Source organism: Selenomonas bovis DSM 23594 (assembly GCF_000381005.1).
Taxonomy (GTDB): Bacteria; Bacillota; Negativicutes; order Selenomonadales; family Selenomonadaceae; genus Selenomonas_C; species Selenomonas_C bovis.
Map to the genome: position 1 here is coordinate 1 of NZ_KB908434.1, position 5,735 is coordinate 5,735.

14 protein-coding genes are annotated in these 5,735 nt (G+C 51.7%); 6 read left to right on the plus strand and 8 right to left on the minus strand.

Annotation, left to right across the window (positions count from 1 at the left end):
• Nucleotides 1-163: 163 nt before the first annotated feature.
• The 7 genes from F599_RS0112840 to F599_RS0112875 are packed head-to-tail and all read right to left on the minus strand — an operon-like array spanning nt 164 to nt 2,419.
• Complete coding sequence (locus F599_RS0112840; protein WP_019543902.1) at nt 164-427, minus strand: hypothetical protein; 264 nt, start codon at nt 425-427, stop codon at nt 164-166.
• Nucleotides 427-585, minus strand: a complete 159-nt coding sequence (locus tag F599_RS15795; RefSeq protein WP_019543903.1) for a hypothetical protein — start codon at nt 583-585, stop codon at nt 427-429. The genes F599_RS0112840 and F599_RS15795 overlap by 1 nt, the downstream gene beginning before the upstream one ends.
• A complete protein-coding gene (locus tag F599_RS14500) occupies nt 585-833 on the minus strand; it encodes a hypothetical protein (RefSeq protein ID WP_019543904.1) in 249 nt (82 codons plus the stop codon). The genes F599_RS15795 and F599_RS14500 overlap by 1 nt, the downstream gene beginning before the upstream one ends.
• 15 nt (nt 834-848) lie before the next feature.
• Entirely contained in the window at nt 849-1,040 is a 192-nt protein-coding gene (locus tag F599_RS0112855) for a helix-turn-helix domain-containing protein (protein ID WP_033369452.1), read from the minus strand.
• A 43-nt stretch (nt 1,041-1,083) separates the two neighbouring features.
• Entirely contained in the window at nt 1,084-1,422 is a 339-nt protein-coding gene (locus F599_RS0112860; RefSeq protein ID WP_019543906.1) for a hypothetical protein, read from the minus strand.
• Nucleotides 1,423-1,427: 5 nt separating this feature from the next.
• A complete protein-coding gene (locus F599_RS16120) occupies nt 1,428-2,177 on the minus strand; it encodes a phage antirepressor KilAC domain-containing protein (RefSeq protein WP_019543907.1) in 750 nt (249 codons plus the stop codon).
• Between the two features lie 35 nt (nt 2,178-2,212).
• A complete protein-coding gene (locus tag F599_RS0112875) occupies nt 2,213-2,419 on the minus strand; it encodes a helix-turn-helix domain-containing protein (RefSeq protein WP_019543908.1) in 207 nt (68 codons plus the stop codon).
• Nucleotides 2,420-2,601: 182 nt separating this feature from the next.
• Here F599_RS0112875 and F599_RS14510 point away from each other — a divergent pair, with 182 nt between their 5' ends.
• From F599_RS14510 to F599_RS0112900, 5 genes are all read left to right on the plus strand, one after another.
• Nucleotides 2,602-3,057, plus strand: a complete 456-nt coding sequence (locus tag F599_RS14510) for a helix-turn-helix domain-containing protein (RefSeq protein ID WP_019543909.1) — start codon at nt 2,602-2,604, stop codon at nt 3,055-3,057.
• 5 nt (nt 3,058-3,062) lie between these two features.
• A complete protein-coding gene (locus F599_RS0112885; RefSeq protein WP_019543910.1) occupies nt 3,063-3,383 on the plus strand; it encodes a hypothetical protein in 321 nt (106 codons plus the stop codon).
• A 143-nt stretch (nt 3,384-3,526) separates the two neighbouring features.
• Nucleotides 3,527-3,706, plus strand: a complete 180-nt coding sequence (locus F599_RS14515) for a hypothetical protein (protein WP_019543911.1) — start codon at nt 3,527-3,529, stop codon at nt 3,704-3,706.
• Between the two features lie 162 nt (nt 3,707-3,868).
• Nucleotides 3,869-4,303, plus strand: coding sequence for an ImmA/IrrE family metallo-endopeptidase (locus F599_RS0112895; RefSeq protein WP_019543912.1), 435 nt, complete (start codon nt 3,869-3,871; stop codon nt 4,301-4,303).
• A 72-nt stretch (nt 4,304-4,375) separates the two neighbouring features.
• Nucleotides 4,376-4,822, plus strand: a complete 447-nt coding sequence (locus tag F599_RS0112900) for a DUF4231 domain-containing protein (protein ID WP_019541980.1) — start codon at nt 4,376-4,378, stop codon at nt 4,820-4,822.
• Here the strand turns inward: F599_RS0112900 and F599_RS0112905 are convergent.
• Nucleotides 4,801-4,995, minus strand: coding sequence for a hypothetical protein (locus F599_RS0112905; protein WP_019541981.1), 195 nt, complete (start codon nt 4,993-4,995; stop codon nt 4,801-4,803). The genes F599_RS0112900 and F599_RS0112905 overlap by 22 nt on opposite strands.
• A 95-nt stretch (nt 4,996-5,090) precedes the next feature.
• On the opposite strand from F599_RS0112905, the gene F599_RS0112910 reads away from it, so the two are divergent.
• On the plus strand, nt 5,091-5,486 hold the full coding sequence (locus F599_RS0112910) for a TIR domain-containing protein (protein WP_019541982.1): 396 nt from the start codon (nt 5,091-5,093) through the stop codon (nt 5,484-5,486).
• Nucleotides 5,487-5,735: the final 249 nt, after the last annotated feature.

Here is a 5,735-nt window from a genome sequence, read left to right on the forward strand (position 1 = left end):
AAAGTGCCATGAGCAGGCGCGTATTTACGGCTTTCTCCGCGGCGTCGCGAGCGCCTTTCCGGTACATCTCCTGCGCGAAGTACTCCACATCGCCCAGCGTCCGCAGTACCGGCGTGTGGCGCTGGATATTGCGCAGAGCCTCCGGCATTGGTTTCCGTCCCATCTACTCAACTCCTTCCAACAACAAGCACTCCAGCACACCCTCGAGCATGTCGCGCCACTCGTTGACAGTCTGCGGAGTAGCACAGCGCTTCAGCTCCATATCCGCCATGACATCCCGAACTTTGAGCACTGCACGCTTCCGCGCCCAGTCACCCTTTTCCAGGGCATGGAGTAGCTCCAAGAATATCTTCGCCTCCGCTTGTCTTTCCGTCATGCGCCGTTCAAAGCGCCGCCCGCGCTTCGTCTTGTGTTCCATTGCTCTCATCACTTAAACACCTCTTTCAAGAATGCGTACCCGAGGAAACTCAGCCACCCCAGCACCCCCAGGAAACAAAGCGCTTCCTCGATCAGCTCCCGCGCGATTCTGCAAAACCGCCGGTCATCCTGCTGATTCTTTCTCAGCTTTCTCTCCGTCAACGTCATTATGCCGCCTCCCCTTTCATCTCAGCCACCGCCCGGCGCAGTTCGTCCATTGTCAGCCCTGCGTAGAGCGCGAAGAGCTTCGGATTGATGTAGTAGTTGTACTTGCTCTTCGGCGTCTTGCGGATCGCCGTACCGATGGGCTCACCGTGATACGTCAGTAGCCCGCGCTGCAATCCGATACGGATAAACTGACTGTGTTTTCCGATGATGGCTGCTGCCATGTCCGGCGTGATTTTCAGTACATCCATTTTTGATTCCTCCTCTCACGCGCCGATCGTGAACGTCACGTTCAGCGCCCGGCAAATCGCCGCTGCCCTGTCGACCGTCGCCTTGCTTCGGCCTCGCTCGTAGTTCGCGAGCTGCTGCGCCGTGATGCCCGTTCGCTTTGCCAGCTCGTACAGGCTCATATCGCCGCGAGCTGCCCGCATGAACTCTGAGAACTTCATCAACTTCATCACCTCCCTGCCATCCTGCTCGCCTCACGATCGTCAGCACCGTTCATTCCAATCCGACATATACGACACTCCCGCGCTTTTTAAACACGAGCTTTTTATCGTGTTTAATCGGCAGGAGAATCGGACGCAAAGAAATCTCGTCATAAATCTCCAAGATGAGATACTCATCGTTTTTGTTGTCACAATTTGCATATCTCGTATCGATGAGGACCTGAAAGTCATCATGGCGGTCAAAGCCTTTTCCGTTACTAACACGGATTTCTTCAACATCTTCATCGTTGAGGAAATATTCAATGGCGTCTTCGACCGACACTTGCTTTTTCCAGTCTTTACGCAAGGCTCCAAAGAGCTCCTCGTTGAACGTAAAATTCAATTTTTCCATACCGCTCACTCACCTCGCGCGAGGAATTTATTGACGAAGTAGACTTGGCCTTTTCCCGTAACCTTCGGCGTCTTGCTGACGGTCGTATGGCCGTCGCTATGCGTGACCACCGTTTCTTTCACGCGGAACAACTTCATCTCCATCGCCCGCTGCGTCGGCATATTCCAGTCAAGCCCCTTGCGCTTGATGAGATACCCCTTCTCGCGCAGCCACGCGAAGAGGCGTTTCTGACCGATATCGTGCCCGTTCTGCTTGATGAGCTTCGCGAGGTCGCCGATGAGGATATCCGTTTTGCTGACGCTCACTGCATCCGCAAAGATTTCCTTGGGCCGCATCTCCTCGATGCGCTTGTCCTTCTCCGCGAGCAGCTTCTGCGCGGCGAGAAGTCCCTGCGCCATTTGCTCGGCGGGCGTGAGCGCTTTCGGACGCGGGTTGAAGTAGTTCTCTTCCAGCGCGTCGAACATCTCCCACGCGCGATCCGTGCCGAGCATTTTGCTGTGGCGGCTAGCACCACGGCGCGTCCAGAGGTAGAGGCAACGCGTTTTCGGTGAGATTTGCAGGTGAATATTTTTCCCCCGCAAATCTTTCAGCTCATCGCCTTCCAGTTTGAAGAAGTGCTTGCCTTCCTCGAAATGTTCCTTGTTGTTAGAGAAGTTACGCTTAATGTTGTCTGTGCCGCACTCATACGCCTGTGCAAGCTGCTCTGTTGTGAGTACGCGCTCCGCGCGGTACTCGACCGGAATCAAATTACTCATACTCATGATCTCCTTTCTGCTTACGTTTCCGTAAGTTACTCTGCAAAAAAAATCCTTAGGACTTCTTCTCCCGATAAATGCAGTGTTTTGATGATTTTCTCAATCTCTCCGCGATAGAAATCGCTCGCGCCATTCATCTTTCTGTGCAATGAGGCGGGATTGATGCCCAGTGCGTCAGCTACATTATCAAGCGTCATTCCTCTGCGAATGACTTCTGCTTTGAATTCGTTCTTCTGAAACAAGTTATCACCTCCTTGCGTAAATGCAAGTTTCTTGTAGATATATTTCGTTTACGTAAGTTATTATATCATGCGTATTGCATAAACGCAATACTTTTTCGTAAGTTTTACGTGGAAAAATATGCGCTATTTATTGCGAAAATGCAACATTCTATATATAATAAGGTTATCAGGAGGTGTTCGCTATGGACAGCAGAACAAAATCTGTTGGCAAAATTATTTTCGATAGAAGAACCGCCCTCAGCCTTACGCAAAAAGATGTTGCGGATTACGTCGGTGTATCAGAAGCAACCGTTTCGCGATGGGAATCCGGGCACATTGACAACATGCGACGCGATAGAATCGCCAAACTGGCAAAAGTATTGCAAATATCACCCCTTGTTATTATGGGCGTTGACGAGCCCGCCCCGCCCGCGCCGCAGAAAAGTGACGGCCTGCCGGAGCTCAATGCGAGAGACGAGAGGGATATCGAACGCGACCTCGAGGATATGCTGCATTCCGTAGCGCAGGCAGACTACAAGGCCCCCGGCGACGAGGAGGACACCGAGGCTCTAAGGGCTGCCCTGCGTGTCGCGATGATACAGGCCAAGCGAACCGCGAAAAAGAAGTACACGCCGAGAAAGTACAGGAAGGATAAGTGAGATGGATGCCTGATACACAAGAATTGATACGCACAGCCCTTCAGTCGTTGACAGGTTTTTTCCATGACTGCTGCACCGCGGCGGATGAACATAAAAGAAAGACCGCGCCCCTGCTTGCCTATTGGTTACGCGATTATGTCCGCTTCTTGCGTAAGGAAGGAGAGGCGCGCATTTATAAACGTTTCCAGCGCGGTGATATTGTCAAGGTTCATCTCGGCTACAGGGTTGGTTCAGAGGAAGGCGGCTTACACTATGCGGTTGTCGTGTCATCTACGGATAGTGTGAAATCCCCTACACTCCCCTACACTCCCCTACACTCGTTGTAATCCCCCTAACCTCTGTAAAATCTCAAAAACGTGTCGAGCGCTTGCGATATTCCGAAGTCTTTTTAGGTGACGAGCTTTGGCAAAAGATGTATGAGAAATCACAAGTATCTCCCAACAATGCGCTGAGCAAGGAATTGGAAAAGATGAAGCTCGGCAGTATCGCTCTGGTAAATCAGATTGTCACTATCAGTAAGCTACGCATATATTCTCTGAAACGTGATGCCTCCGCTCTCAACGGCATAAGGTTCAGCACAAAGACCATGCAGCAGATCGACGAGAAGATGAGGCAAATCCTTTTTCTGCAAAAACTTGACAAGCGTTGACTTTCCCCACGATGTGTAATAAAATATATTTACACAAGCTCCATAGCGAGCAGGCCAATCGGCCACAAGACACACGCCCTTCGCGGGCAACAGGGACTGAGTCAAGCGCTTGACTCAGTCCTTTTCTGTATGTCGAAATCTGAGCCTTTTCGAGGTAATCGCATGGATATTAGAAAGAAGGTACAACAGCTCATCCGCAGGCACGGCACAAACGATCCGGAGCGACTTGCCCGCACGATGGGTATAAACGTCATATACATAGACCTGGGCGGGTCCGTCTATGGGACGTATCTCAAGTACAAGCGTGTGAAGACCATCCTCATCGATGCCGAGCGCACGCCTGAGCACCTGCGCCGCTTCGTCCTCGCGCACGAACTTGGCCACGCCGTATGTACGCCTGACGCAAATACAAGCTGGATCAGCGCCTACACGCTCGCGCTCAACACAGACCGCATCGAGCGCGAGGCGAACACCTTCGCCGTCGAGCTCCTGCTACCCGATAGCTTTATTCGTGAGAATGAAGGATGCTCTATATACCAGCTCGCAAGGCTGTGGGGCGTGCCGGAGGGGCTTGTGGTGCTCAAGGGGATCGCGTGAGGCGGAATGGTACGACGTGGTACGACGTGGTACAAAAAAGCCGCCCGCAGGCGGCCAGGAAAGGAAGCCTAAATGTCACCTGACGAATATATCAGAAATCGCTTGGACGAACAGCAAAAATGGTTCAGCTGCAAAAGTACGGAAAACCAGCGCGAATATAAGCGTTTGCGGCGCTTAGAAACCGCATGCGTCCTCCTGCTTCCGGTTCTCGGAATGCTGCCGATTGCAGATCCTTGGCGCGACATTATACTCGTGTTACTCAGTGCCATAGCATCCTATCTCCGTTTCTTTGCTGGCCTGGACTCATGTCACGACTTATGGTTGCAGTATCGGGCAGCCAGCGAGGCCTTGAAGCGTGAAAAACTCCTGTACGAAACGCGCACAGGAGTTTACAGAGGAGATGACAGGGACACTGTTTTAGTGATGCGCGTCGAGAGCATCATTGCTTCCGTCAATGGAGATTGGATCCAGATCAAGCAAGACGAACCTCCGACACCTCATTCATCGACAGGTTCGTAGGTCTTGGCAAAAATATCCGGCTTGCAAGGATACTGCTCTCCTTTTACGCCGGTTATAATGTAATCCCCCACCGACGCATGATGGTCGCCTTCCAGTGTGTGGATAATCATCTCTCGGTCTGTCTGATAGGCCTCAACCACAACAGGCTTCTTCCGGTATTTCCTTACTTTCATCTCGCCCCACCTCTTTCACCGTGCTAAGTCGCGATAAAATGCCACTTCTTGCTATTTCATGTATATATTGTATCACAAGGGAAAGGATGATAGATATGCCTCGTACTTATAATCTTTTCATCAGCCATGCTTGGCAATACAACGATGACTACTCTACAGTTGTAAGGTGGCTATCACAAAGCTCTCTGGACTATCGGAATTACAGTGTACCTCAGCACGATCCACTTGATGTAAGGACAAATGCAGGACTAGAGAATGCGTTGACCAATCAGATAAGGCCCGCCAGTATCGTTATCATCATCGCGGGGATGTACGATGCCTACAGTAAGTGGATTGACTATGAGATTGACGAAGCTAATCGCATGGGAAAGACCATCATCGGCATCCGTCCCTGGGGACAGCAGCGCATTCCCTTGAAAGTCCAACAAGCCGCCACGGAGATGGTGGGCTGGAACTCGTCCTCTCTCATAGATGCTATCATGAGATATTAAGTCAGCGACATGCTCAAAAGTAGCCATTTTGGCGGCGCCGCCAAAATGCAAACAAAAATAGCCGCCCGCAGGCGGCACGATTTGCAGCAGCCGTTGACAAGACGGCCCTGAGTTGCCTCGTACGAGGCAGCTGGATAAGAAGGTGGTTGTCGGCCACCCCGCGCCGGACGCCCGTAGGCGTGCCGAGGCTTGTGGTTTCAGTATAACATATTCCCGTGGGACGCGCCACGGAGAAAGGAGCACATCATG

Excerpts from the sequence above, each read along its gene's own strand:
- F599_RS0112840 (WP_019543902.1), bottom strand. The coding sequence starts at position 427 with ATGAGAGCAATGGAACACAAGACGAAGCGCGGGCGGCGCTTTGAACGG.
- F599_RS15795 (WP_019543903.1), bottom strand. The coding sequence starts at position 585 with ATGACGTTGACGGAGAGAAAGCTGAGAAAGAATCAGCAGGATGACCGG.
- F599_RS14500 (WP_019543904.1), bottom strand. The coding sequence starts at position 833 with ATGGATGTACTGAAAATCACGCCGGACATGGCAGCAGCCATCATCGGA.
- F599_RS0112855 (WP_033369452.1), bottom strand. The coding sequence starts at position 1,040 with ATGAAGTTGATGAAGTTCTCAGAGTTCATGCGGGCAGCTCGCGGCGAT.
- F599_RS0112860 (WP_019543906.1), bottom strand. The coding sequence starts at position 1,422 with ATGGAAAAATTGAATTTTACGTTCAACGAGGAGCTCTTTGGAGCCTTG.
- F599_RS16120 (WP_019543907.1), bottom strand. The coding sequence starts at position 2,177 with ATGAGTAATTTGATTCCGGTCGAGTACCGCGCGGAGCGCGTACTCACA.
- F599_RS14510 (WP_019543909.1), top strand. The coding sequence starts at position 2,602 with ATGGACAGCAGAACAAAATCTGTTGGCAAAATTATTTTCGATAGAAGA.
- F599_RS0112885 (WP_019543910.1), top strand. The coding sequence starts at position 3,063 with ATGCCTGATACACAAGAATTGATACGCACAGCCCTTCAGTCGTTGACA.
- F599_RS14515 (WP_019543911.1), top strand. The coding sequence starts at position 3,527 with ATGAAGCTCGGCAGTATCGCTCTGGTAAATCAGATTGTCACTATCAGT.
- F599_RS0112895 (WP_019543912.1), top strand. The coding sequence starts at position 3,869 with ATGGATATTAGAAAGAAGGTACAACAGCTCATCCGCAGGCACGGCACA.
- F599_RS0112900 (WP_019541980.1), top strand. The coding sequence starts at position 4,376 with ATGTCACCTGACGAATATATCAGAAATCGCTTGGACGAACAGCAAAAA.
- F599_RS0112905 (WP_019541981.1), bottom strand. The coding sequence starts at position 4,995 with ATGAAAGTAAGGAAATACCGGAAGAAGCCTGTTGTGGTTGAGGCCTAT.
- F599_RS0112910 (WP_019541982.1), top strand. The coding sequence starts at position 5,091 with ATGCCTCGTACTTATAATCTTTTCATCAGCCATGCTTGGCAATACAAC.